We start from the raw sequence: 24,309 nt of genomic DNA, 5'->3' as shown, positions 1-24,309 counted from the left end.
GGCAGCTGCCAGCGCTGCTGGATCCATACAAATTATTCCTGCTCATGTTCATTATCCTTCGGAACAGCACAAAGAAGCTGTAATGGCGTCCAATCCATTACAGCTTCTTTGTGTGGTCCCCGGACTGGCTATAACCAGTCTGCGCATTGCTCCAGACTTGCGGTAGTCTCCTCCAGCTGCTGCTCAAGCTGAGCGCGCGGCCATCTGTCGTCATCCCGTGCAAGGTCGCCCTGGATTAGGCGGAGCATCCAGATGGAGAAGATGGAGGCAAACAGCATGTACTCCCTTATAAAAGCCGCCGCATTTATTCCGGATAAATAACCCCTGCCTTCAGCAGCCTCCAGATACGCTTGCAGAATTGCATTGCGGCTGTCCGCTGTCATTCTCTTCGGAAACAACGGATGAGACATATCGATCATATGATACAGATCCCATAACGGGGAGTTGAGGTGGGTGTGCTCCCAGTCCAGCACGACCAGCCGGCCCGCTGCAAGGGCATAGTTGCCTGAATGCAAATCGCCATGGGAAACAACCCGAAGATCCGGAAACACCGTCTGCTCCATGGCCTCGTACAGAGTCTCCAGCCGCATTCGCGGAATAGACACATCTGATAAAGCCTCAATCGTTTCGGCTTGATCACGAAGAAGCTCGCCGACGATCGCTTCAATGGGGGGCTTGGGCCCCCTAAGCGGCGCATGGAACAGATGGTCCGTACTAAGCGAATGCAAGCCTGCAACCTGTCGGGCCAGCTCTACGGCCACCGGTTCCCGAAATCCGTGCTCCAGATGGCCGAGGTCTTCGAAAATGATGGTGTGCCGTCCGGTTTGAAGGTTGAAGGAGCTGAGCAGCATTCTGGGGTAAATGTGAGGAAGCGACGGCAGGATGTGATCGTAGACCCACTTTTCTTTTCCCCACTGGTCATCATTCGTTAACGGCTTATAGATATAGCTCTGCCCGGGCAAGATGTAGATCCGTTCAACCGCCTGCCCGTTCATTCCCCGGTATATGATTTCCCGCCTGCTGATCAGCTCGCTGTTCAGCGTTCCGTCCGGCAGCATCACACCCTCAGGCAGTTTGGGTTCTGCTTCCATGTCATGACACCTTTCGTTTCTCATGGTTAAACTCTATTTTCTTAGTCTACCACGCGGACGGCCAAATTTGAATTTGCCAATCCTTAATCCGGGAAATCGGGGAACATGAAGCCATGTCTCGGCAGTGCTGAATATTCGAGGGTAGGGGTTGCTTTAAACAACAGGATCGCCGGGGCTGCTAAGAGCGTATCCGCTCAGGATGCGTATAAACATTCATGCTGCCGCGGCGTATGAACCCCGCACAGGTGATGCCGAGATCCTCGGCAAGCTTCAGGGCCAGATCGGTGGGAGCGGACTTGGACAAAAGAATGCCGCAGCCGATCTTCGCCACCTTCAGCACAACCTCGGAGGAGAGGCGCCCGCTGAAAGCAATGATTTTGTCCCCTGCCGGTATGCGGTTCTGCAGGCAGTGGCCATATATTTTGTCCAGTGCATTATGACGTCCGATATCGGTTCGTACAGCGATAATCCCATCCGACGTGCAGAGCGCCGCATTATGGACGCCCCCGGTCTGATGAAAATCCGTCGAGCTCTCCTGCAGCAGCCGCATCAGCTCCAGACACTGCTCCGCCGCAAGTGGATGACGGCTCATAATCGTTTTCGCCGTCCTTGCGTCATTGTGAAAATAAAACTGCCTGCTCTTGCCGCAGCATGACCCGATAAACCGTTTGGAATGGAACTCCTTGCCCGTCGATTGCTTGATATGAAGCTCGGCATAAGCATAACCCCGATCCTCGTCCAGCGTTAAGGATTTCAATTCACCGAATGTCCGGATTACGCCTTCGGAGGCGAGAAACCCGACAATCATATCCTGCAAATCGCTTGGCGTGCATACGATTGTGGCAAATTCCTCGCCATCCAGACGGACAGTCAGCGGCATCTCCGTCGCGATTTCGTCATCCTGCTCCTCATGCTGACCGCCGTTGAACCGGATGACGCGCCATCCGGTAGTTACCTTGTTATCCACGCGCTGCACCTCCTTTCTGCCAACGCCTTTATAAGGCCGATGATTCACTGCCGGAACAAGTGGAGGACATATTCACATGCACAGCCAGTCTATTGGGCCGGCCGGATGTTTGGGAACAGCTCATATCAAGCCTTGTTTACCTGCCGGTTTCCTGGCAAAATGCCAGCTGTACGATCAAGACGGTATATCCATCTCCAGCTCATCAATCCGCTTCTCGACATATTTGGTATCCTTCAGCGCATGGAAGGTCTCGGCCTTCTCGATGACAACCGAGGTATTATATTCGGGAATACCCGCTTTCGGCTCATAGACGCCCTTGTGGAACAGCACATTTCCCTCCGGCCAGAACAGTTCTATATTGCCCGGGGCGATGTCCGCTTTCTTCGCCCGGGCATGCATCAATCCGCTGCGGTTATAGATCACGACAGCGCTGCCTTCGACGATCCCAAGCGCCGCGCAGTCGCCGGCATTCATCAGGACATCATACCGGTCCGCCCCGTTGAAAGCATCGGTATCGCTGTACACCATGGAATTGAACTGCTTGCCGCGGCGTGTGGTCGCATAGAAATTCCCCTCGGGCTTACGCAGCTCCGGCAGCTCGATCGCAATGAGATTGCCCTTGCCGTCTGACGTTGGGCAGAGGCCATCCTCACACAGCCATGCACCCCCGTATTGAAAAACATCGCCCTTCCCCTGCAGCTTCTGGATGCCGTTATACGCGGGAGCCGCCTTGGCAATCTCCTCGCGAATGGCAGCCGCGCTCGCAAATGCCGCCCGATTATGCTGTCCGGGCTTCACTTTGGCCGCAAGCTCCGCATAGATCTGCCACTCCGCGCGCGCCTCCTCCACCCTTGGGCCGGCAATCTCCGGCGAGAAATAAACCATCCGCTCCGTCGATGTGGAGGTCCCTCCCCCCGGCTGCTCGTACCGGGTCATCGCCGGCAGCACAATCACTTCCTCCTGCGCGTCCGCAAGCGTCGATGTGTTCAGGACGATGTCCTGATGGACGCGAAGGTCCACAGCCTCCAGACATTCTCGCACAAACTCCGGGTCGGGCATGGTCTCGAGAAAATTGCCGCCGGACGTATAGAATACCTTCAGCCTGCGTTCATGATCGTCAGGAAGCTGCGTATTCTCCAGCGATACCCCCACGATATCCCCCTGCCAGCGGGGAAGCTCGAAGCCCCACACCTGCTCGATCCGTCCGATATCGTCCCCCTTGAATTCACCGCCCGGCAGACTGAAGGGATCGGCTCCCATCTCGCCGGAGCCCTGCACGCCGCTGTGTCCGCGGATGGGCATCAGACCGCAATGCTCACGCCCAAGAAAACCGCGCAGGAGAGCCAGATTGGCTACCTGCGAGATGTTGTCCGTGCCAAAACGGTGCTGGGTCAGCCCCATGCTCCATACGAATACCCCCGACTTCGCCCCCGCCAGCAGCTGCGCAAATTCGCGCATCCGCTCCTTGGTCAGTCCCGACGACTTCTCCAGCAGCCCCCATTGCTGGCCCATCACATGGGTCCGCAGCTCCTGAAATCCGTTCGCATGCTCCCGTACAAAATCATGGTCAATTGCCGAGCCCGGCTGCTCTTCCTCCATTTCAAACCAATGCTTCATCACGCCGTGCATGAACGCAATGTCTCCGCCGATATTGACCTGATAAAAATCATCCGCGAGCTTCGTTCCAAACAGCGCCGATTCGGCAATAGAGGGAATCCAATAGCCCTCCATCGCAGGCTCCCGGTAAGGGTTGATCACGATGATTTTGGTCCCGCGCCGTTTGGCCGCATACATATATTTGGTCGAGACCGGCTGGTTATTCGCCGCCACGCTGCCCCAGAAGATCAGCACATCCGTCCCGATCCAATCCTTGTAATTGCAGCTGGATGCTCCGATGCCCACGGAGCGTTTCAGTGCCGTCTTGGATGGCGAATGGCAGATGCGCGAAGCGTTGTCGATATTATTCGTGCCGATGAAACGCGCCGCCTTGGCAGCGGCATAATACACTTCATTCGTAATGCCCCGCGCAGTCAGATAGAAAGCGAGCTGCTTGGGATCTATGCTGCGGATTTTGGCGGCAATCCGCTCAAGCGCCTCATCCCAGGAGATGCGGCGGAACGAGCGCTCCCCTTTGCTCCTTAGAAGCGGATATGGCAGCCTTCCCAGCTTGCGCAGCGCAGTGCTGTCCAGCTTCCGCAGCTCATCGATGTCCGCATGAAGCAGCTCCGGCTTGATCGCCGGCATCGTGTTCAGGCGCAGCACATTCAGCCGCGTCGTACACAGATGCGGGCCGGTCAGCGTCTGGTCGTAAAGACCGGATACACCAAGCGCGCAGCCGTCGCACACACCCTGCGTCAAGATGCGGTAGGCATACGGAAGATTATCCCGATTGTCCCATACCACCTTCACCGTATCCCGAATGTGATGCGGCTTCAATTTGCCCAGGCCGAACGGCGCCTTGCCCACCCACAGCTTCGGGTCCGGCTTGCCCGGCAGCTTGATACGGCCCGAATGCAGCGTCTTTCCCATATGATTCATCTCCCCTTGCTTCATGAAATAATATATAACCAGCATTCGCCATCCTCGGTGGCGAAGTTGGCCCCTCTCAGATAATTGGATCCACGAAACCCCGCTGCCCGAAACACCCTCTAAGCAGGTTTGATCCTGCTTAGAGCATGCCTCTACCTCTGTTCGGATGCTCCAGCACGGGAAAACCTTACTGCTGCTGCGCCGCGATTCCTTGCGAATGCCCGAAACAACCTCAAAGCCGGCCGAGATTTTCTTCCTTCTGAACACGAGTCATAGAGCCTCGAAGAAACGTGTAACTTTCTATCGTTTAAAAATAAAAAGCCGCAGGAAAATGATTTCATCACGAAATCATCATCATGCGGCTGGTCCTGGGCAGGAACGCTGCCAAGCGCCAATCCTCTCCATTATAGAGAACCGAACTTCTGCTGAATGTCCTGATCGAATACGAAGATGGACATCCCGAAATCCTTATCAATATCAATATCAACGAATAAATCCATCAGCTTCGCCCCCAGCAGCTCTTCCATCTCGACGGGAGGCTCCTTGCGGTACATATCCTTCACCCACTGCGTGCGGGCTTCGCGCAGAATATGCTTTCCTTCCTCTGCTGCGGCCATAAACTTCTCCACCGGCGACAAATTGCCTTCCATCTCGCAAATCGCCCACTGCTTGCAGAAGGTCGTTGTGATCCGGCTTGGCCCTTTGCCCATATGCCGCTTCCGGTAAGCCTTGACCAAATTGCTGAACTCCGCTTCATAACGATTCATGGTTGATCCTCGCATGCCGGTGGACAGGCGGCAGGTTCGCTGCTCCTTATCGAACGGCCTTAATTTCTCATTATATGACCAACTTATCGCATTTATGACAAAGCCGCAACCCATATCCGGCTATAAGAATTTACAGCCGGGCTGCAAGCTCCTGCCCAATCGTTCAGGCTTTAACCAGTCCATGCGGATCGATAACAAATTTCTTGGAAGCGCCTTTGTCAAACTCGGCGTAAGCCGCAGGAGCCTGATCCAGCGAAATTTTCGTTGCGTTGACCGCTTTGGCGATTTGGGCTCTGCCGCTTAGGATAGACATCATCAGATCCCGATGGTACTGCATAACCGGAGTTTGCCCGGTTACGAAGGTATGGGATTTCGCCCAGCCCAGGCCGAAGCGGATTTTGAGCGTGCCATGCTTGGCATCCGCATCAATCGCGCCCGGATCACCCGTTACATACAAGCCTGGAATACCGAGGCGTCCGCCGGCTCTCGTTACTTCCATAATAGAGTTGAGCACCGTCGCCGGCGCTTCGCCGTGGGAATGGCCATGACCGTGCGCCTCGAAGCCTACGCAGTCAACCGCGCAGTCCACTTCGGGCACGCCCAGAATCTGCTCGATTTGCTCGGACAAATTCGCATGCTCCCGCAGATTGACGGTCTCGCAGCCGAAGCTCCTGGCCTGCGCCAGCCGCTCGTTGTTCAGGTCGCCCACGATAACGACCGCCGCTCCCAGCAGCTGGGCCGAATGCGCGGCTGCCAGACCGACCGGACCCGCTCCGGCCACATAAACCGTCGAGCCGGGCTTGACGCCTGCGCTGACCGCCCCGTGATAACCCGTCGGAAAAATATCCGAGAGCATCGTCAGATCCATAATTTTCTCCATGGCCTGGTCCTTGTCCGGGAATTTCAGAAGCTGAAAATCGGCGTAAGGGACCATGACGTATTCCGATTGTCCGCCTACCCAGCCGCCCATATCGACATAACCATAGGCTGAGCCGGGACGATCCGGATTCACATTGAGACATACATGCGTGTTGCGCTCCTTGCAGCTGCGGCATCTTCCGCAAGCGATATTAAACGGAACGGAGACCAGGTCTCCTTTCCGGATAAATTCCACATCCCGGCCTACTTCGATGACCTCTCCCGTTATTTCATGACCCAGCACCAAACCGCTGGGAGCTGTCGTGCGTCCTCTGACCATATGCTGGTCGCTGCCGCAAATGTTGGTGGTCACGACCTTCAAAATAACGCCATGCTCACATTTGCGCCCCACATTAAGCGGGTTCACTCCCGGTCCGTCGCGAAGAATCAAATCCGGAAAGGAAATATCCTGCACCTCAACTTCCATAGGTTTCACATAAGCCACCGCACGATTTCCAGCCATTCACGTCACTCCCTTTGTGATGATAGGTTTGAATTAACAGGTTCATTCGAATTAAAATGGCCCTATTATTGTAAGCGTTATCACTAGCAATCTGTGTAAAAGTATACCATATTGCCTCTCATTTCACCACACCGGCAGAAAGAGAATCGGGGACAGTCTGGCAGAAGGTTCGGGAGAGGGCCTCTCCTTCGGCTGAACCGATAATTTCCGCTGTATATCGGGAAATATCATCGCTTTCTCCGGCCTCTCGGCGGCGGCGGTGGAGATGTTTCACATCCCCTATTTAAGAATTACTTCCTACTCCCTGAGATCCAGTGAAAAAATAGCTCCACCAACGGAGCCGGTTAAATACCGGCCTCCTGTAAAGTACAGGGCTGTGGGCTTGGGTTGACGTTCCTGGTTCCCACCCCGGGCAATTCCAAGTTTGCAGCCTGCGGCAAATAAGGTAAACTTGGAAGAAAAACGATGGAGGGCATCCAAGCTTATGGAACAACGCTTCGTCAAGGAGTCCCGCTGCTACAAAACCGCCAGAATTTTCCCGACCGATGTGAATAACCACAATACGCTGTTCGGGGGCAAGCTGATGGCCTATATCGATGATATTGCTTCCATCACGGCATCGAAGCACTGCCGCAAATCCGTCGTCACGGCCTCCACGGATTCCGTGGATTTCCTGCTGCCCATCCGTCCGACGGATTCCGTCTGCCTGGAGTCGATCGTGACGTGGACGGGCAGAAGCTCGATGGAAGTGTTCGTCAAGGTGATCACGGAGGATTTGCGGACGGGGATCCGGGCGATTGCGGCAACTGCGTTCCTTACCTTCGTAGCCCTGGACGAGAACCGCAAACCGGTGATGGTTCCGGACATCGTACCGGAGACGGCGGAGGAGAAGCGGCTGCACGAAACGGCCACGCAGCGTGCCGAAATGCGGCGTTACCGCAGAGAAGAGAGCAGGAAATTCGCCGACTTCCTGCAAATGAGATTTCCTTGGGAATAATACCGGCTTAAGCAGCAAGATAGCTGCCGGATCAAAGAGGAAAGAAGGTTGGAAGATGAAACTGCCTGAGATCAGGACTTATCTGTTTCAAGACGACGGGACGATACCGAACAACCGGGTTCTGCCTGTTGTTCTCTATCCTGGCGCTCTGAAGGACCAAGCGGCGCAAACGGAGAACCTGTTCAACCGCCATCATTGGCTGAATAGCTGGACCAATGGCGTATTTCCTTACCACCATTACCACAGCAACGCCCATGAAGTGCTTGGCGTCATTCGCGGATCGATAACGCTGCAGCTTGGCGGCGGACAGGGGGAACATGTGGAGTTGAACGCCGGCGATGTCGTCGTGCTGCCTGCGGGAACCGGGCATAAGCGGCTTTCGGCATCCGCTGACTTTCAGGTCGTAGGCGCTTACCCGGACGGGATGGACTATAATCTTCGTACAGGAAAAGAAGGGGAACGGCCGCAGGTCCTGCAGGAAATTGAGCAGGTTCCCCTGCCGGATTGCGATCCTGTATTCGGCGAGTCGGGACCGCTGCTCAGGCTTTGGAAGGGTTTGTTCTAGGAGGAAACCGCCTTGCTTTTAAAAAAAGTTTAATCGTGACCGCTGAAGTGATAACATAAGGGTTATAAGTTTGTTTATTCAATCAACCAACTAAAGGAGACTGTATATGACTGATAAACGCGTCATCCAATGGGGCATTATGGGCCCGGGCGGTATCTCAGGCACTTTCGCTTCCGAGGTTGCTCATGCCCCGGATGCCAAGATCGCAGCCGTAGCCGGCCGCAACCTCGAGAAAACGGAAGCTTTTGCAGCTAAATTCGGCATCCCGCAGGTTTATTCAAGCTTTGAGGAGCTGGCAAACGATCCCGCAGTGGATATTATCTACGTCGGTACGCTCCATACGGTTCATAAGGAGAATGTCATGACCTGCCTGAGGGCGGGCAAACCTGTTCTCTGTGAGAAGCCTTTCACGATGAACGCAGCCGAGGCCAGGGAAATCGCCGACTATGCCAAGGAACAGGGTGTATTCGTCATGGAGGCAATGTGGACACGTTATCTTCCAGTCATCAAGAAAGTCAGAGAATGGCTGGCGAGCGGCGCAATCGGCGAGGTCAAGCTGCTCAAGGCTGAATTCGGTTTTGACGCCGGCTGGAATCCCGAAGGCCGGCTGCTGGATAAGAATAAGGGCGGTGGCACCCTGCTGGATGCCGGTATTTATCCGATTTCCTTTGCTTCGATGGTGTTCGGCTCGCAGCCTACGAAAATTCTGAGCTCCGCCTTCATCGGAGAAACCGGTGTGGACGAGCAGTATTCATTGATTTTCGATTACAATGGCGCCGCTACGGCTTCACTGCATGGAGCGATCCGCTTATGGATGAATAACGATGCATGGATCTACGGGACGAAAGGAAAAATCCATATTCCCGAGTTTCTGTCTGCCAGAAAGGCTACATTATATGTAAATGGCCAAGAAGAAGAAACCGTAACCGACGACCGCACAATTACCGGGCATATGTTCCAGGCGCTGGAAGCCATGGAATGCGTGCGTGAAGGACGCACGGAGAGCTCCATCATGCCGGTGTCCGAGACGGTTCAGCTGATGGAAACAATGGATGCTGTCAGAGCCCAGTGGAACCTGACCTATGCGGGTGAATAATCTCGCAACCGACCGGACTAAATTTCCGTTCTAACAGGAAGCGGCGACTGCTTTCTTCCATAAATAAGAACAACCCCCTAATTCCGCTGCAAGCAGTCGAATTGGGGGGTTGTTTTTGCTGTGCTTTGATGGCGTGAGCCGCTGCGTATGTATGAAGCTCACCACATCATGCGCCTTGGGATTAATTTCACACATCAGGACAACAATCTGCACTTTCCGGTTCGGAGATAAGGTTTACTCTCCATTAAACTTCCGCAACAGCTCTATTGTTTCATGAACGTATCCGGCACATATTCGATTCGCGAATCCGCCACGATAGTCAGCTGCTCCGAAGCCGCATCGTATTCGACCGGACCCTCCTTGATGTAGTACCAGGTCTTGACTGTTGGCGCATCCTCGAATTCGTGAAAGAGAAACATGTTAAGCTCATGGCTGAACTGCAGAAGCTCACGGATCTTCTCGTTCAAAGGCACCGATACCGTGAATTTCCATCCCTCGCCAAAGGGCTCCACCGTATAAGGAACAGCTTCTTTCTTCGTGTCAATAAAGATCGGCCCTCCGACCGCATGCTTGACGATAAAGGTTTCTTTCATGGACTAATGCCCTCCTTATGGCAGATCGATCAGCATGACGAATGAAGCCTCATCAGCCGATAATGTCAACCGGGATACGGATTCAATCCGCGCTGTGTCTCTTGCAGCCATTGGCGTTCCGTTCACAGACAAAGAGCCTTCGATGTTAAAAAGGAACATCCGCCTGCCCTCTTCCTGCTTGAAGATCAGCTCCCTGCCGGCCTCCGGCCTGCCCAGATAAATCGTCATATCCTGCTGAATGCTCGCAGTCTGTCCTGCCCCATCCGGCGTCACAACCGGAACCAGCGTATTGATCAGCTGCTCCGCATCGTATCGGCCTGTTTCGTATGAGGGAGCGAGCCCCCGCTCTCTGGGCATGAACCACAGCTGCAGCAGGTTCAGCTCTTCCGTCTCCGAGGGATTATATTCGGCATGCACAATCCCGGTGCCAGCGGACATGCGCTGAAGCTCGCCGGCCGATGCCGTCTCCACGTTGCCCAAGCTGTCTTCATGACGAATTTGACCCTTTAGCACAATACTGACAATTTCCATGTCGCTGTGCGGATGAGCGCCAAAGCCCTTCCCCGGATCGAGAAAATCGTCATTGCACACGCGCATCACACCAAAGCCCGTATTGGCCGGATCAGCATATTCACCGAAGGAAAAGCTGGGACGTCCGCGCAGCCATCCATTATCGACCGAATATCTTTCGTCTGCGGGAAACACCTGGATCATACCGGTGTCCTCCTATCTATATTTTTGATAGATTCTAACCAAATTATAGTTATTCGCCCTATGTAATTCAACCATTTCTCCGTTTCCTCCGGAAACTCCTTCCCTTCTTAGCTCAATAAAAGCCGTCAGCGGGAGTTGGAAATTCCAACGGCCTGCCGGCGGCTTTATTACTGTTCACGATTCCAAGAAAACTGTTGTATCCCGCGCTTCCCGTACTATGTTCTTCTGCTGCCGCCGCGCATGATGGCGCTCAGAATCAGAACGACGATGATGGCGCCGATAATGGCAGGAATAAGAGCGAAATCCGCTATATTCGGACCCCAGTCACCCAATATAAGCGTACCCAGCCAAGCGCCGACGAAGCCGGCTACTATATTCCCGATAATGCCGCCCGGTACGTCCCTGCCTGCAATCAATCCCCCTAGCCAACCGATAATGCCGCCAATAATCAATGTCCATAACAAATGCATGTGCATATCCCCCTTTTGTGTTCATCAATTGTCAGTATTCACAAGTGAGTATAAGGTTAATACCCTGTAAGGCAATGGATCAACCATGCTGTTCAATCGAGCCTTTCCCTATTCTATAAGCTTAAGGTATGAAACATGCCTATTGTCCGTCTGTTACACAGAAAGTCCCGACACGAAATGCTATACATAATATGGCTTACATTGCTAAAAAGAATGAATCAACAAATTCTTTCACGAATAAGCGCAGTTTATGACGAAAATGCTCTTATAATGTAACAAGGACAGAAAATGAAAAAACCTTACGGTAAGTGTTTTCAGACACTTAAAGTAAGATTCTTGATTCCAAGCCGGCTCTGTGAGTCACTGACTATAATGCTGCATTATTATTCTGGAACCCTGCTTGTGGAAGCTCTGACTACCAATTGGACATCAAAAACCTCCTGCAGCGCTTCCTCCGGGGCATTAAGGCCGTGGATGATATCTATCAGCGTCTGGGCAGCCTTCATGCCCATCTGCTTGACCGGCTGCCTCACTGTCGTCAGTGGCGGATACAGATCAGAGCTTCCCGGGACGTCATTCGCCCCTACCACGGAGATATCCTCCGGAATACGGATTCCCTTGGAACGGAAATGGCGGTATAAAGCCGGAATGAACTGATCGTTGGTCACATAAAGGGCCGTCGTTTGGGGATACCGCAGCAGATAATGGTCGATTTGGGCGCATATGTCCATCTCATCGAGGTTGGACACATTGATCAAATGGTTTTCCGTAAAATCCTGGAGACCAAGAGTCTCCATGGCTTCTCTGACTCCGGCCAGCCTCTCGTGATGATCCGCCGAATGGATTTCGTCCACAACGGCAATATGCTTATGATTCATATGGGCGAGATGCTGCACCGCAATAAATCCGCCTTTTCGATGGTCGGCACGGATATAGTGGACCTTGTAATCCTTGAGCTGGTTGAACAGCAAAACACTCGGGATCGCTCTGGCAATATCGTTGTAATGCTCCTCGTTATACGGAATCGACGTAAAGATTGCCCCGCCAATTCCTTTCTCGGCAAAGTAGCCGGCCAATTCATTGCGCTTCTTGGGCAGCTCGTCCAACGGGCACAGCTTGATGCTCAGCTTCTCGGCAAAAGCCGCCTCGCTGATCCCAGCCAAAATGCTGTTCTCCAGCTGCAGGGATTGCGCCGTCGTGAAGAAGGCCAGATCTTTGGATTTATTCAAATTCGCGCCCAGTTTGGGCATGAAATTCGCGCTGTGTATGATCTCCAGCACCTTCTCGCGCGTTTTGACGCTCACCGCTGCCGGATTATTCATGACTCTGGAGACGGTTGCAATGGAAACCCCTGCTTGTTTGGCGATATCGTAGATGTTCATTTCATTCTCCCTGATCATTTTTCTTTCATTATAACACTTAATATGTAAGACTTACAACTTATGCAATCCATCCATCCAGTAAATGAGGAAGAGAAGAATTATTGATGAAATACTGAATGTAAGAGTTACAATTATGCTTGGCAGGACCGTTATTGCCGACTATGAATGCAGCTGATGAAGCGAGTAGATCTGTGAAAAAAAAGAGGAAAGAGCTGCGAAAAAGTTAAATAAGCTGTTGAAGGGCATGCGTCCGCACATTGAAATTTATACACAAAAAAAGAAGCAAGAAAAGAGGCTGCACTGATGGACAGCCACTTTTCTTGCTAATTCTGCAGATCTGGTTCAATCATGGTGAAGAACAACTCTATGTTTAAACGATCAATCGTAACCATTTCCTTCTCCGCCCGTGAACGTAGCGAGGTACCAGTGGTTGCCGAAGGGGTCCTCGATTCCTCCGCTTCGTTCTCCGTACGGCATGTTTGCCGGCGCATAGAGTGAGGCTGCACCCGCTGCCAGAGCGCGTGTGTAGCATTCATCTGTATCAGCGACAAAAAGATGAAGCGTATTGGTTCTTGCCGGAAATTGATCATTGGCCTCCGACAGCTCAATAATTGAATCGCCAATGCGAACCTCGGCATGTGTAATTCTACCTTCGTTATCCGAATTGCGGCTGAGCTCCTCCGCATAAAAAACCTGCTTAAGAAAGTCCATCAGGCCTGCGGCATCCTTTGCAATGAAATAAGACGTTACGGTGCTGTAATTACGCGGTTTATACGAATCGGACATGATGTTTGCTCCCTTCGTTTATTTGTATTTCTGCGAGTGCTAATATAATGAATCATATACGCTCCGTGTTTAATCTGTCCATATCCGTGGTATGTACACATACACGACACTTAAGGAGAGGTGAACCTGCAATGGAACATCCTATGGTGAAATGCAGTGTTGCAAATTGTCAGCATTGGGAATCCGGCAACAACTGCGTGGCGGAGACGATTATGATCGAGATCAATACGCATGCAAACAGCCCGCTTCCGCAAGGCTCAGGAAGCGGGAAATACGACACAAAGCATCAGGATTCTGCTGGTGGCGTAACCGATACCTGCTGTCACACGTTTCAGGAGCGTACTCATTAAGCGGAAATCAAGCGGGTGGCTTACAGTGCGCTGGTTACCACAAACGGATATATGCCAGGCTAAGCAAACTCATGTAAGCGGTGAGTTTGCTTTTTTATTTACACAATAAGCAGGATTATAATTGGCTATATGCTGCTTCTATTTCCGGGGGGAAGAAACTGGGCTAAGCAGCCCGAGGACGGCGACAGCCGGTTCTTCTGGCGCTGCCCCGCGCCATTTTGATACGTTTGAGCCCTGCCGCCTTTTTTGTGGAGATGGTGCTCGCATTTATCCATTATCAACAAATTCTTCATATACTCGGCTGCTTTTTGGGAGAATAATTAATAACAGGAAGGGGAGGAATCTCAATGTCATTGTTACCCACACTTATGGAATTCAACAAACAATTCGTGGAACAGAAGCAGTATGAAGCCTATTTGACCGACAGGTTCCCCGAGAAAAAAATAGCCATCCTCTCCTGCATGGATACCCGATTGAGCGAGCTGCTGCCAAGAGCGCTCAACCTGCGGAACGGCGACGCCAAAATCATTAAAAATGCCGGCGCTATCCTCACGCAGCCTTTCGGCAGCGCCATGCGCAGCATTCTGGTCGCGATCTATGAGATGGATGCGCGCGAGGTGCTGGTCATCGGCCATCACGGCTGCGGGATGACCAATCTGGATTCCGCTGCAATGGTCGAGAAATTCCGGCAGCATGGGATTCCTGACCTGGCTATCTCCACCCTGGAGAACGCAGGAATCAGGATGGATCGGTTCTTGAAGGGCTTCTCAAGCCCCGAGGAGGGTGTGAAACACAGCGTTTCGCTCATCCGCAATCATCCGCTGGTGCCCCAGTCCGTACTTGTTCATGGTCTTCTGATCCATCCCGAGACAGGCGCGCTGGAGCTCTTGATGGAGAATTACAGGGAATCGCCCTGATTCAGTGCCCGGATGGATCATATAGGCATTCGCAACATTTGACCCGGCCTTCCCGTCTTAGGAGTGGGTAATACTGACAAACTCATTCCAGGAGGGACAGCCTCATGAAAAAAAAGAGATGGCTTGCGCTTGCCCTATCGTCCATGCTGCTTTTACCTGCGTCTGTTCATGCCGGCGCTCCGGCCAATTACAGACTGGGCTGGTCCGGCGGAGGCCTAGAATCGGGCGGATCTGCCATGATCAAGAACGGCGTAACCTATCTTGATGCCATGGGAATCGGCGGCTCGGCAGGGCTTACGGTTCAAGCGGACGCTTCGGGAAGCCGGATTCAATTCGACGGCTGGGACAAGCATTTTGCCATTCGCATCGGCTCAAGGACGGGTATGCTTGACGGCAAGCTGACCGACCTTGGAGCCGTCGTCATTAAGCAGGGAGAACATGTGTATGTTCCAGCACGGTTTCTTGTCCATGCTCTGGAAGGCGGAACGGTTAGCTGGGATGCCAAGAACAACCTGATCATGGCTAATGGACTGCATTTCTTTAAACAATACTCCCAGACCTTCGAAGGGTCCACTTACTCGGTCAACGTAGAAAACGGCGAGCTTTTTGTCACCAAAGGCACAGGAGAGCCGCGCAGACTTGCTTCCCTTGGTCCTTATGCCGATCTTCTCAGTATGCAGTTTGCCAAGACGAAGGGCGGGCTGCTCGTCCTGACCGTCAATAACAATTATGGTGAACCGCATATCAATCATCAGACTCTTACACTGGTGCTCAAGAACGGGAGCCTCATCCGGGTGTCGGACGTCAAGTACTGGAAACGCTGGGAACAGAATGTCACGCAGTACGGGGATCAACTGCTGCTTACCGACGGCAGGACGCTCCGCCTCATTCAAGATGGAACGGGAGCCGTTACACAGACGATTGACCTGGTGAAGCTGGGCGGCGAGGACGACAGCTACTTCATCGAAGCCTTCGACAAGGATTTCCTGCTGATCCGCCCCAACCAGAAAGGGCTGCTCACGCTCATTGACCGTGCGACAGGAGCCAGCACTCTCCTCTACAAGAAGCTGTTGACGGCTGAGGAGCAGGATTATGCGGAGAATAACGATGTTCCTTATTACGGCGATCAGCTCAAGTACATGAAGCGCGAAGACAGCACGCTATATTTCGTGAACAATGCCGATGACCCCTCCAAGCCGGAGTATACCTACACGCTTCGAGGAGCTTAGCCTATTCAGCGCCATACCCGAGCAGCAAAAGGACGGTCTTCAGGGTCAAATCGAGCCTGGAGACCGTCCTTTATCGATCTTATAGAATGTATAAGTTTCACGCCTGTACATTTCTATAAGGTCGAAGGGAAGAAACTAACGGCGCCGCAACAGGACGGCGGCAGCCGTTTCTTCTTGTTTGGCAGCCGTCAACCATTGGCTGCCTCTTCTTTTGCCATCGAACGAATGTAGAAGAATCCCAGCACCGAGCACAGCAGGAAGGTGAAGAATGCCATCGCAGCGGCCTGCTCGCGTTCCTGGAACACGCCGAATACCTGCTGCATGGACACGCCGAGCATTTGAGGCGAGTTGGCGCCCAATAGAAACGGCGCGGTAAAGGACCCGATAACGCCCATGAACACAAAAGTCAGCGCAACAAGAAAAGTCTTGTAGGACAAGGGAAAGATGAAGCGCAGAAAAATCCGCAGCTTGCCTGCTCCCATGTCGCGCGCGCTCTCGATGATGGAAGCCGGAATACCTGCCAACGCAGAGCTCAGCAGCATCGTTGCGAACGGAATATTAAACCATAAGTTCGCTATAATGATGCCCTTCTCATCGAAAATAATTCGCGGCAGGACGATCCCGAGCGGCATCAGGAGCCGGGCCAGCCAGCCGTGATTGCCCAGAAGATTCATCAGCCCGTATGTGGCGATTACACCCGGAATGAACAAGGGTATCATATACGTTTTGCGGATCCAATCGACCAGCTTTCCCGAGCTGAACCGTATATAAAGCGCCATCGAGTAGCTGACCAGCAGCACCAATGCACAGGACAGGAGAGTAACCTTAATCGTGAAAATGATGTTCGAGCGCATCCCTTTATCCGTGAACAGGAACTGGTAGCGGCTCAGATCGTAACCGCCCGAATCGTTGCCCAGACTGGAGATGAGAGACTGTACGATCGGAATGACGACAATGATCAGCAGCAGAAGAAAAGAAGGGCTGACCATAATCAGCCCCGCTATCGCTTGCTTGACTTCCTTCCTCATTGCGCAGCTACGTCGCTCTGCCAGCGTTTGTTAATTTCGGTGCCGAGGTCCCCGATATTGAATGTGCGGAATCCTTCGGAAACGCCTTTGAATTTATCCTGCATCTCCTGCGACATTTGCGTGAGCTGAATGCCCGGGAAACCGTTCATTTTGTCCACGATAACCGCTTGCGCTTCCGGAGACAGAACGAAATTCAGAAACTGGTTGACGGCGTCTTTCTTCTCGGAAAGCTTGTTCACCATCAGATAAGTCGGTCCGCCGTTGAAGCCCGGCGTAATTTGCTGCATTTTCACCGTGTCCGGAAGCAGCTTCTCATTCAGCTGCTGGAGCACCATATCCGACCAGGCCGGAATCATTTCCACTTCTCCGCTGGTCAGCAGATCAAGCGTACCCTGATTCTTCTTCGGATAAATCCCTTTGCCGTAAACATATTTGCCAAGCTCCTTCAACGTATTGAAGCCGCTGTCCCACTTCGCCATAATGGCAGGATCGCTGTTATGAATATCTTCCTCTGGCAAATCCTTGTAAAGCACAGTGGTGACAAAAGAGCTTCCGGCACCGCCGGTGGACGGATCGTTATAGGCGAATTTCTCCGGATTTTGTTTGATCCACTCCAGCAATTCATCAAGGGTAGTTGGGGGGTTGGTTACCTTCGAGCTGTCATAGGCAAGCAGGACAGCGGAAGAACGGTACGGAACAGCCAGATTGGATACATCGCTCATCGTCTCTGCATCGATATTGGCGAGATTAGGAATGCCGGTAGTGTCAAGCGCGGACCAGACATCGTCTTTGCCGCCCTGGGTAACTACGTTGATGCCGTCCTCGTAGAGATCGATATCGCCGGAGCCCTTGCCTGCCTGCTTGGCAGCCAAAATCCGGTCATAGGTCGATTCGGAGCCCGTTCCGGAAGGAATATAGACCTCTTTTACTTTGACTTTATCGTTCTGCTTCTCGAACATCGGGATCAGCGTATCCCACAGATCCTTCACGTTCTGGGAGCCCGTAAAATAAAACTGGAATTCCACCGGTTCTGCGTTCTCAGCAGGCGAAGCGGCGTTGGAAGATGTGTTGTTGGACGCAGCGGGAGTCCCCTCTGCATTTGAGTTATCCTTGCTGCCGCAGCCGGCCATTACCATTACGGTCAACGTCAGTGCGCACAACGTCGTCAATGTCTTTTTCAAGCGTATCATCCCAATCATCCTCCTAAAGTTTACTCATCGTTTATTTGGATAAGCGATCATAGCAGCAAAGCCAACATGAACCTTCTGTCCCGCTTTAAGCAGCTGGACAGCTTCCTTGGATTGAAAACTCCGAATTACTCCGTGCTTGTCCAATTCGACCGATACTTCGGCATAATGCCCGAGAATCATAATTTGCTTTATTGTCCCGGTCAGACCCTGCCCTTGAAAAGGTTCCTTGCCCAGACTGACGTCCTCCGGCCTCACGGCCACCTTGACTTGTCCCGAAAGACGTTTCGTGTTCGGCCATGCAAGCGGCCCTACCCGAATCCGTTCTTCGTCCACCACCCCCTCCAGGAAATTCATTTTGCCAATAAACTCGGCGACGTATAACGTCTCCGGCTCGTTGTAAATGTGCTGCGGCTGCGCAATTTGTTCAATATGGCCATGATTCATGACAACGATCCGGTCCGACAAGGACAGCGCCTCTTCCTGATCATGGGTGACGAACACCATCGTAAGGCCGGTCTGCGTCTGAATCTCCCTCAGCTCTTCCCGCATCTCATGCCTCAGCTTCGCATCGAGTGCGGAGAAGGGCTCGTCCAGCAGCAGCACAGCCGGCTTGAGCAGCAGCGACCGCGCCAAAGCTACCCGCTGCTGCTGGCCTCCCGACAGCTGGCCCGGATATTTCTTCTCCGCCCCGGGCAGACGTACAAGCCGAAGCGCATCCGCGACTGCGCTCTTGATATCCGCTTTTGGCATACGGCGAATCTTCAGGCCGAAGGCCAGATTGTCGAATACGGACATATGCGGCCATAGATTGTAGCTTTGGAACACCATCGAAGTCGGGCGTTTCTCTGGCGGCAGCTTGATCACGCTTTGGCCTTCGATCAGGATATCTCCCGAATCGGGCTCGAGAAAGCCTCCGATACTGCGGAGCACGGTTGTTTTTCCGCAGCCGGATGGTCCGAGCAGCGTCACCAGCTCGCCTTTGTTCACTTCAAGGTTGATGCCGGAGACGCCCTCGCCCGTTTTGTACCGTTTGGTCATGCCGCGGACGGCTAATTGAATGCTCATCTATTCCAATCCTCCTCTAACGAAACCGGATGCTGCCCAAATCCGTTATTTCACTTGAAATCCGCTGGCGAGCACGTCCGCGCTCACAAGACGCTGTGCAGCCAGCAGCAGAATAATGGTCGGCGCCGTCAAAATTATCGAGAATACTGCGCCGGCGCTGCTCGGAAAATCCGAAATAATCGAATACATGATAACCGGCATCGTCTTGTAATCGGGAATCCCGACGAGGAACGTGCCCTGTGCTTCATCAAGCGAATTCAAAAAGGTAAACACTGACGCCACGATAATGCCGGGCATGGCCATCGGCAGCGTAATACTCCGGAATACCCGGAAGGGAGTTGCTCCGACATCCCGGGCGGATTCCTCCTGCGGAGCCTGCACATTGCGGAAGGCGGCCGTCGGAATCCAGGTCATGAACATCAGCACATTGATCATATGAATGAGTACGACTCCCAGCAGCGTGTTCATCAGCCCCACCTTATAGAAGAGCACTGCTATCGACACATAAAGCCCCATCTTCGGAAACGCGTGCGTCAGCAGGAACGAGAATAGAAACACTCTTTTAAACGGAAAGCGGATGCGGGCGAACGCATAAGCTGCGGGAACGCACAGAACGATGGACAGCGCCGTCACTATTGCCGCGATCATAAAAGACAGCCCGATCGATTGGGCAATATCATCCTGCTTAAGCACGAAGTCCCACCATCGGAAAGACCACTGCTGCGGCAGCATATTGGGGTAGTTCCACTGATCGCTGAAAGCCAGTACGACCAGATTCAGCAGCGGACCGGCGAAAAACACGGCGAACACCGTCAGGAGAATAAACTCAATGATCCTTCGTTTGCCGACGGCTTTAAAATACCATCCCAAGTAATTCCCTCCTTTTTAGGTCGATTGGCGAAGCATGATTTCACTTGCGTATTCGTACAGCTTGGACAGGTCCTGATCCTGGTGAATCAGACGATCAAGCAGATCGACGGCGTCATGACCCATCCGGTCCGTGTCCACCTTTACCGTTGTGAGCGATGGCGTATATGCGGCTGCAAAATCAATATCGTCAAAGCCCATAACCGCCACCTGCCCGGGGATATGGACGGATTTTTCCAGCAGAACCTTCATGGCGCCAAGCGCCAACATATCGTTTGTGGTGAAGAGGACGGTATATCCGCCGCGATTGAATGTCTCCCAATGCTCGTTCATGAGACGACAGCCATGCGCAAAGTCCGATTCCATAGAAGGGATGACGGACACATCCGATTCGTCAACGCCCAGCTGCTGCAGACCCAGCCGAAAGCCCTTCAGCCGCAAATTATGGCTTCGATGCTCCTGCGGACCGGCGATGACGAAAAACTTTCGGTGTCCGAGCCCATGCAGGTAGGCTGCCGCCCGTCCTCCGCCCACCTCGTCATTGCTGACGAGATGAATCACGTCCGGATCGTCGGTCGAGCCGTTCACCATCAGATAGGGCACATTGAATTTTTTGACGTGGTCGATGACGTTCTTCTGCAGCCTGCTGATCAGAATGAGACCGTCGACGCGCTGCTCCAGCATGTAATCGGTCGAACGCACCGACATCTCCTGATCGGTCTTGAGAAATACCGAGTAGCCCCGCCGTTCGGCAGCCAACAGGATGGAATCGATCAGCTTGCCATACAGCGGATGAGAGACGATCGGCTGTTTCTCGCGGAAGACGATCACTCCGATGTTGTTCGTCCGTTTGGCGACCATCGCTCTTGCCACCGCGTTCGGCTTGTATTGCAGCTGCTCCACAACTCCGAGGACGCGGTCCCGCACTTCCTGACTGGCATAGCCTTTGCCTGAGATGACTCTCGATGCGGTCGATTTGGACACCCCGGCCATCGAAGCGATTTCTTTGATGTTATAGCTCATCCGCCGCACTCTCTTTTCGCCATTGTTGTTTGACAAGCAGCAATGCCGCTACGTCTCTGGTTGTTATGGAACCTACGCCCATCGCGGCGTACTTTCTCATTTCCTGCGCTTCGTTGACCGTCCAGATAAAGACCGACAGCCCTTTATCGGCAGCAAAGTCCATGAGTTCGGGCCGAACAATCTGATAGGGTACATTGAGGCCGAAGCAGCCGGAGTCTGCCGCTTCCCGGCAAGCCTGCCCGACCGCGTCCATAAATTCGTTGTTCCTGAAGCTGTTGATATCTACGTTCAACAGCTTCGCGATTCCGTTATCATGGCTGTTTGCCTGCAGGGCTCTGTCATATTCGCAGCCGGTCAGGAACACCCGGTCGACGATACCCAGCTTCTGGACCAGTGCGGCAACTGGCCCGATGCTGTCATCCGTCTTGAGGTCGAGATTCATTCGCGCGCCCGGATAGTTATCCAGCAGCTTCAACACCGTCTCCAGAAGAACAATCGGCGCCGCCAATCCTTCATTCAATTCCTGAAGCGTCAGACCCGACACGCTTCTCTCCCGCCCATCGGCCAACCCTACCCGGTCATCGTGGCTCAGTACGGGAATTCCGTCGCGGGTGACCCGGATGTCATCCTCGATAATATCGGCCCCCAGCGAAAGTCCTTCACGGGCGGAAGCAGCCGAGTTGTCCGGCATGCCCATACATCCGGTATGGGCCGTCACAAGCGGAAATACGATCATGTCACCAGCTCCTATTCAAAGTAAATAGCATTCGTAAAAGCGACCATCGTCCTGACGCCCCGGACGATTCCCCGCAATTCGGCCCGGATCCACAGCAGCCCTTCCCGCGGCACGGCAAAATGCAGATCCTGCGTTCCATCGGATGCTTCAAGCGGACGCTCCTCCAAGACTCCGTTATTGCTCGTCAGGAGGATGCGGTAATCCGGATTTGGCAGGTCCCACAATCCGCTGCGGACAGCGAAATCTATCGTGATGCGGGCGGAAGTACTGGCCTCATCGGCCGGTACGATGCTCCCAAGCCCGTAAGCCGGTCCGCCCTCGGTCGCCTCCAGCTCCAATGTAACGAGAGGGCCGATCGTAACGGATACCCGTCCCTGACGGAGCGCCTTCACCGCTTCTTCGCTTACCTGTCCCGCTTCGTCTTCCAATCCCAAATACGTGACGGAGACTGGCTCATCCGTCTCTGACTGTTCATGCCAATCGCGTCCCGAGGTTGCCGCCAGACGATAGCCCTCATTCAGCTTATCCGTCCACAGCGAGAATGCGCGTGAATTATCCGTCTTGATCGGAGCGAAGGTTCCCGACCACACCTCGATATAATCGAGGCTATTCCAATCATCCACCTCGTATTCCCAGTAGCAGCCTGTACAAGCCGGACTTCCTATCCGGAACGGATGAGCAAGCCCCGCAGCTCCCCCGTGGTGATGAACGGCGGATACGCCGCTGTGGATATTGCCCCGGTTCGCCTCGCGCCAGTCCGCCAATGCCGACAGACCGACGGTGACCATATGCCCATAGAATGTCGTCCATTCCATGCCCGGAAGAATGACCAGTCCCGTGGCCTGCTCCACCGCTTCCTTGTCCGCCAGACCGGACATCGTGTTATGATCGGTGAGCGCAAGGCCATCGAAGCCGAGCTTGGCCGCTCCGGCTGCCAGTTCATGCAGCGTCTGCTTTCCGTCGCTGTGAAGGGTGTGGGTATGAAGCTCGCAGGCTAACCATTTCATGACTTCTCTTCCTCCTCCGGAATCCATGCTTCCAAATGATAGGTGCACTCCTCCGTAACGATGGAATGGAAGCTTAGCGTTATTGTCCATTCCCCCGCTCCAATTCTTCCCTTCGCAAGTCCCGGGGAAGCCTCGCTATGCGAAAGCAGGAATTGCTGCTTCGGATCGTGCCGGTGGCAAGCTCCGCGATAGCCGTCCGGATCGTCCACCGATAAGGTGATGAGATTGCTCAGCGGCAAGTAGCGGTCGATCCCGGCTATAGCCAGCTCTCTTTGCTCCGGCAGGACATACAGCTCCATGCTTTGTTCCAGCAATCTGCGCGCCTTGCTATCGTCCTCCAGCAGCTTGGGCGAATATTCAAAACGGATCCGCAGAGCATGAGCAGGCTGGTCCAGTGTAAACGGATAACGGATATGCGTCCGGGAGTCTTCCGGTTTAACAGTGGTTTTTATATCAATCAGCATGAGAGTATCCCCCCTGATGTCATCATTGTGGGAACGGTCCCATGGCTATAATTTAACCCTCATTTATTAGAGCAATGTCTTCTGGACAATAACAGTTTGTAAAGATGCGCGGAAGCGACGACTATGTATGAATCCATCCAAGCGACCCGTCATACCCGAAAAACGGGAAGAAACGGCGGTCTTTCGTCCGCTGACGGGCGAAGTCATGCGTTTTCGCAATATAATATAAGGATGATATGGTAAGTATTTATATTATCTGTTTTCAAGAAAAAAACCGCACCAATCACAAGAAGTGATCGTACGGTTCTCTAGCATCCGCCTAGGTTCAGATCCTGATCAATCTTCATCCTCGTCGCGTCTCTCTTCAGGAGGAGGCACACTCATAGCCTTTTTCCGGCGTTTTCTGCTTGTGATTCTTCTTATGAGCAGAATAACCAGCACCACGGCCGCTACCAGCAGAATCCCTGCACCAATCAGGATATGCTTGATATTGGGGATCAGAAACGCGAACTGGATCTCTGTCGGCTTCGTCATCGAGAGGTCCCATTTCATCGTATGACCATCAACTTGATCGGCATTATTATTTCCGAAGGTGGAGATCGGCAGCGTGAGCAGAAAATCAAGATTGAGCTGCGAGAGCGCAAGCTTGATGAGGGTGTCCGGCACCTTCAGCAAGTCCTGATTTCGGATCAGCGGATCTAGATATTTTCCGATATCGACCGTCAGGCGGATTTCAACCCGGGTGTAAAAGAAGTGCTTCGTCGTTTTGACGATATTTTGTTGATCTGCGAAGTTCCACTGCTTGATGCCCTCCTGCAGGGAACCGAAGCTTTTGTGGAGCAAATAATCAGTCCCGGTGCCCTGTTCCCGGGTCTCATAGTCGATGCCCAGCTCCTCAGCCTTGGCCTGCAGCATCTCCCCCAGCTTGCCGCCCACGAGCTTCTGCGTGCTCTCCTTCAAGGTGACCTTCATGTCCAGATCCGCACTGCCGTCCTTCCGGAGCGAGACATGGGCTGAACCATTCGCACATCCCGCAAGCAGCGCGATCACGAGCGCGCATATACCCCATTTCAGCCATCTGCTGTACATAAAACA

25 protein-coding genes are annotated in these 24,309 nt (G+C 53.2%); 6 read left to right on the top strand and 19 right to left on the bottom strand.

Going from position 1 to position 24,309, the window contains the following annotated elements; translation table 11 throughout:
* Window positions 1-128: 128 nt before the first annotated feature.
* The 5 genes from ACFOLF_RS18790 to fdhA all read right to left on the bottom strand — a co-directional run bounded on the left by ACFOLF_RS18790 (window position 129) and on the right by fdhA (window position 6,735).
* Complete coding sequence (locus tag ACFOLF_RS18790) at window positions 129-1,091, bottom strand: phosphotransferase family protein (RefSeq protein WP_210039151.1); 963 nt, start codon at window positions 1,089-1,091, stop codon at window positions 129-131.
* 178 nt (window positions 1,092-1,269) lie between these two features.
* On the bottom strand, window positions 1,270-2,058 hold the full coding sequence (fdhD, locus tag ACFOLF_RS18785; protein WP_210039152.1) for a formate dehydrogenase accessory sulfurtransferase FdhD: 789 nt from the start codon (window positions 2,056-2,058) through the stop codon (window positions 1,270-1,272).
* Window positions 2,059-2,232: 174 nt separating this feature from the next.
* The gene (locus ACFOLF_RS18780; protein ID WP_210039153.1) at window positions 2,233-4,587 is read right to left on the bottom strand and encodes an FdhF/YdeP family oxidoreductase; all 2,355 of its coding nucleotides are present in this window, start codon (window positions 4,585-4,587) and stop codon (window positions 2,233-2,235) included.
* A 404-nt stretch (window positions 4,588-4,991) separates the two neighbouring features.
* A complete protein-coding gene (locus tag ACFOLF_RS18775) occupies window positions 4,992-5,354 on the bottom strand; it encodes a DUF2294 domain-containing protein (protein WP_210039154.1) in 363 nt (120 codons plus the stop codon).
* A gap of 163 nt (window positions 5,355-5,517) precedes the next feature.
* A complete protein-coding gene (gene fdhA, locus ACFOLF_RS18770; RefSeq protein ID WP_210039155.1) occupies window positions 5,518-6,735 on the bottom strand; it encodes a formaldehyde dehydrogenase, glutathione-independent in 1,218 nt (405 codons plus the stop codon).
* Between the two features lie 484 nt (window positions 6,736-7,219).
* Between fdhA and ACFOLF_RS18765 the strand changes: the two genes are divergently transcribed.
* The 3 genes from ACFOLF_RS18765 to ACFOLF_RS18755 all read left to right on the top strand — a co-directional run bounded on the left by ACFOLF_RS18765 (window position 7,220) and on the right by ACFOLF_RS18755 (window position 9,393).
* Complete coding sequence (locus ACFOLF_RS18765; RefSeq protein ID WP_210039156.1) at window positions 7,220-7,732, top strand: acyl-CoA thioesterase; 513 nt, start codon at window positions 7,220-7,222, stop codon at window positions 7,730-7,732.
* Window positions 7,733-7,787: 55 nt separating this feature from the next.
* Window positions 7,788-8,297, top strand: a complete 510-nt coding sequence (locus ACFOLF_RS18760) for a cupin domain-containing protein (RefSeq protein ID WP_210039157.1) — start codon at window positions 7,788-7,790, stop codon at window positions 8,295-8,297.
* A gap of 106 nt (window positions 8,298-8,403) precedes the next feature.
* Entirely contained in the window at window positions 8,404-9,393 is a 990-nt protein-coding gene (locus ACFOLF_RS18755) for a Gfo/Idh/MocA family protein (protein WP_210039158.1), read from the top strand.
* A gap of 263 nt (window positions 9,394-9,656) precedes the next feature.
* On the opposite strand, the gene ACFOLF_RS18750 is transcribed toward ACFOLF_RS18755, so the two are convergent.
* The 5 genes from ACFOLF_RS18750 to ACFOLF_RS18730 form a co-directional block, all read right to left on the bottom strand.
* Window positions 9,657-9,986, bottom strand: coding sequence for a hypothetical protein (locus ACFOLF_RS18750; protein ID WP_210039159.1), 330 nt, complete (start codon window positions 9,984-9,986; stop codon window positions 9,657-9,659).
* A gap of 15 nt (window positions 9,987-10,001) precedes the next feature.
* Complete coding sequence (locus ACFOLF_RS18745; RefSeq protein WP_210039160.1) at window positions 10,002-10,700, bottom strand: pirin family protein; 699 nt, start codon at window positions 10,698-10,700, stop codon at window positions 10,002-10,004.
* A gap of 215 nt (window positions 10,701-10,915) precedes the next feature.
* On the bottom strand, window positions 10,916-11,170 hold the full coding sequence (locus tag ACFOLF_RS18740; RefSeq protein ID WP_210039161.1) for a GlsB/YeaQ/YmgE family stress response membrane protein: 255 nt from the start codon (window positions 11,168-11,170) through the stop codon (window positions 10,916-10,918).
* 383 nt (window positions 11,171-11,553) lie between these two features.
* Window positions 11,554-12,552, bottom strand: a complete 999-nt coding sequence (locus ACFOLF_RS18735) for a LacI family DNA-binding transcriptional regulator (protein ID WP_210039162.1) — start codon at window positions 12,550-12,552, stop codon at window positions 11,554-11,556.
* 378 nt (window positions 12,553-12,930) lie between these two features.
* The gene (locus tag ACFOLF_RS18730; protein ID WP_210039163.1) at window positions 12,931-13,338 is read right to left on the bottom strand and encodes a VOC family protein; all 408 of its coding nucleotides are present in this window, start codon (window positions 13,336-13,338) and stop codon (window positions 12,931-12,933) included.
* A 131-nt stretch (window positions 13,339-13,469) separates the two neighbouring features.
* On the opposite strand from ACFOLF_RS18730, the gene ACFOLF_RS18725 reads away from it, so the two are divergent.
* The 3 genes from ACFOLF_RS18725 to ACFOLF_RS18715 all read left to right on the top strand — a co-directional run bounded on the left by ACFOLF_RS18725 (window position 13,470) and on the right by ACFOLF_RS18715 (window position 15,834).
* A complete protein-coding gene (locus tag ACFOLF_RS18725; RefSeq protein WP_210039164.1) occupies window positions 13,470-13,688 on the top strand; it encodes a DUF1540 domain-containing protein in 219 nt (72 codons plus the stop codon).
* A 347-nt stretch (window positions 13,689-14,035) separates the two neighbouring features.
* Complete coding sequence (locus tag ACFOLF_RS18720) at window positions 14,036-14,605, top strand: beta-class carbonic anhydrase (protein ID WP_210039165.1); 570 nt, start codon at window positions 14,036-14,038, stop codon at window positions 14,603-14,605.
* 104 nt (window positions 14,606-14,709) lie between these two features.
* A complete protein-coding gene (locus ACFOLF_RS18715) occupies window positions 14,710-15,834 on the top strand; it encodes a stalk domain-containing protein (RefSeq protein WP_210039166.1) in 1,125 nt (374 codons plus the stop codon).
* Between the two features lie 188 nt (window positions 15,835-16,022).
* Here ACFOLF_RS18715 and ACFOLF_RS18710 read toward each other — a convergent pair whose 3' ends face one another.
* From ACFOLF_RS18710 to ACFOLF_RS18670, 9 genes are all read right to left on the bottom strand, one after another.
* A complete protein-coding gene (locus ACFOLF_RS18710) occupies window positions 16,023-16,862 on the bottom strand; it encodes an ABC transporter permease (RefSeq protein ID WP_210039167.1) in 840 nt (279 codons plus the stop codon).
* Window positions 16,859-18,052 carry an extracellular solute-binding protein gene (locus tag ACFOLF_RS18705; protein ID WP_210039168.1) on the bottom strand — a complete coding sequence of 398 codons (1,194 nt, stop codon included), beginning with the start codon at window positions 18,050-18,052 and terminating at the stop codon, window positions 16,859-16,861. Before ACFOLF_RS18705 ends, ACFOLF_RS18710 begins: the two co-directional genes overlap by 4 nt.
* Before the next feature lie 24 nt (window positions 18,053-18,076).
* Window positions 18,077-19,117, bottom strand: a complete 1,041-nt coding sequence (locus ACFOLF_RS18700; RefSeq protein ID WP_210039169.1) for an ABC transporter ATP-binding protein — start codon at window positions 19,115-19,117, stop codon at window positions 18,077-18,079.
* Between the two features lie 45 nt (window positions 19,118-19,162).
* Window positions 19,163-19,987, bottom strand: a complete 825-nt coding sequence (locus tag ACFOLF_RS18695) for an ABC transporter permease (protein WP_210039170.1) — start codon at window positions 19,985-19,987, stop codon at window positions 19,163-19,165.
* A 15-nt stretch (window positions 19,988-20,002) separates the two neighbouring features.
* On the bottom strand, window positions 20,003-21,007 hold the full coding sequence (locus ACFOLF_RS18690) for a LacI family DNA-binding transcriptional regulator (protein WP_210039171.1): 1,005 nt from the start codon (window positions 21,005-21,007) through the stop codon (window positions 20,003-20,005).
* Window positions 20,997-21,743, bottom strand: coding sequence for a glycerophosphodiester phosphodiesterase (locus ACFOLF_RS18685; protein ID WP_210039172.1), 747 nt, complete (start codon window positions 21,741-21,743; stop codon window positions 20,997-20,999). Before ACFOLF_RS18685 ends, ACFOLF_RS18690 begins: the two co-directional genes overlap by 11 nt.
* Before the next feature lie 11 nt (window positions 21,744-21,754).
* Window positions 21,755-22,750, bottom strand: a complete 996-nt coding sequence (locus tag ACFOLF_RS18680) for a CehA/McbA family metallohydrolase (RefSeq protein ID WP_210039173.1) — start codon at window positions 22,748-22,750, stop codon at window positions 21,755-21,757.
* Entirely contained in the window at window positions 22,747-23,214 is a 468-nt protein-coding gene (locus ACFOLF_RS18675; protein ID WP_210039174.1) for a hypothetical protein, read from the bottom strand. The genes ACFOLF_RS18680 and ACFOLF_RS18675 overlap by 4 nt, the downstream gene beginning before the upstream one ends.
* Window positions 23,215-23,550: 336 nt before the next feature.
* Window positions 23,551-24,303, bottom strand: a complete 753-nt coding sequence (locus tag ACFOLF_RS18670) for a hypothetical protein (protein WP_210039175.1) — start codon at window positions 24,301-24,303, stop codon at window positions 23,551-23,553.
* Window positions 24,304-24,309: the final 6 nt, after the last annotated feature.

The organism is Paenibacillus sepulcri (genome assembly GCF_042647105.1).
In the GTDB taxonomy this organism is placed as follows: Bacteria; Bacillota; Bacilli; order Paenibacillales; family Paenibacillaceae; genus Paenibacillus_Z; species Paenibacillus_Z sepulcri.
This window is presented reverse-complemented; position numbering and strand designations above follow the sequence as displayed.